Genomic DNA, 1451 nt, shown 5'->3' with positions numbered 1-1451 from the left:
CTGAACTGACCCCGCAAAGTTGGACAGTTTTGGGCTAGGCCGCTAAGGGCTGAGTTCTGTACATCACAGGACTCAGCCCTTTCAGCTTCAGCTTGATGCGGTGGTGATTGTAGTAGTGAATGTAGCGTTTGATTCCGGCCTGAAGGGCTTCGATGCTCTCGAAGCGGTTGGGGTAGAAGAACTCCGACTTCAAAGTGCCGAAGAAGCTTTCCATGGTGGCGTTGTCGTGGCAGTTGCCCTTGCGCGACATGCTTTGCGTCAGGGCTCGTTGCGAGAGCAACGCCTGGTAAGCGCCCATCTGATAGTGCCAGCCTTGATCCGAGTGGACCAAGGGGCGATCATCGACTTCCAGCCTTCTGAACGCCTTTTTGATCATGTTGGCGACCATCGCGAATGCCGGACGAGTGGCCGTCTCGTAGGCGATGATCTCGCCGTTATACAGATCCAGCACCGGCGATAGATAAAGCTTTCGCTCGCCCACCCGGAATTCAGTGATATCGGTGACCCACTTCTGGTTCGGCCCCGCGGCATCGAACTGTCTTTGCAGCACGTTCGGCGCAACCCGTCCCACCGTCCCGCGGAAGGCCTGAAACTTCTTCGGGCGCACCAGCGACTTCAGTTTCATGAGGTGCATCAACCGCTGGACGGTCTTGTGATTCACAACCGTGCCCAAATGCCGGACTGCGTGAGTAATGCGTCGATAGCCATAACGCCCTTTGTGCTGCTCGAACACAGAACGAATACGCGCCTTGAGCTGCGCGTGTTTGTCCGCCTTGCGTGAAGCCTTGCATTGGTAGTAGAACGTGCTGCGCGCCAGGCCGGCCACTTTCAGCAGGCCGTCGAGCGCAAACTCATGCCTCAACCCGGCCACTACTTGCGCTTTTTGCGCTGCGCTGTAGGGCTTTCCGAGCGGATCAAGGCATCGAGTTTTTTTAGGTACGCATTCTCCATGCGCAGATAGTTCAGCTCCTTCAGGAGCTCTTCCTTCGTGCGGGCCTCGTCGGATTTGGACGAAACAGCTGGCGCAGATGACTTGGGTTGCTTCACGGAGCGTCCTCGGGGGCGCGGCTCAAGGGCCTGCATACCTCCCGAATCATACCGGCGCTTCCAGACATTAATCGCGCTCGGATTGCGGATATCGAAGATCGCGGCCGTCTCTCGGCACGACAAGGCCTTGGTGCGCATGAACTGCAACACCTTCAGTTTGAATGGGCCGTCGTAGAAACTGTACTTCTTCTTAAACGCCGCCTCGCCATGCGCCCGCCATGCCGCCACCCATTTACGCACCGTGCCATGGCCCACGCCATGTTGACGCCCCACCTCTCCGAAACCACCGCGCTCGCCTGATAAATAGTCTTGAACGACTCTGCGCTTGAGTCGTGCGCTGTACTTGCTCATGAAAAAACACCCCAAATCGTTGAACGGGTGTCCAACTTTTGGGGTGCAGTTCA

1 protein-coding gene is annotated in these 1451 nt (G+C 57.1%); it reads right to left on the bottom strand.

Translation table 11 applies throughout. The features are described 5' to 3' along the window. Positions 1–34: 34 nt before the first annotated feature. A protein-coding gene (locus AWB70_RS38075; protein WP_374730280.1) for an IS3 family transposase occupies positions 35–1398 on the bottom strand; the annotation gives its coding sequence in 2 pieces (ribosomal slippage) (positions 35–927 and positions 927–1398; 1365 coding nt in all). Between the last annotated feature and the right edge of the window lie 53 nt (positions 1399–1451).

Source organism: Caballeronia cordobensis (assembly GCF_001544575.2).
Classification (GTDB): domain Bacteria; phylum Pseudomonadota; class Gammaproteobacteria; order Burkholderiales; family Burkholderiaceae; genus Caballeronia; species Caballeronia cordobensis.
This window is presented reverse-complemented; position numbering and strand designations above follow the sequence as displayed.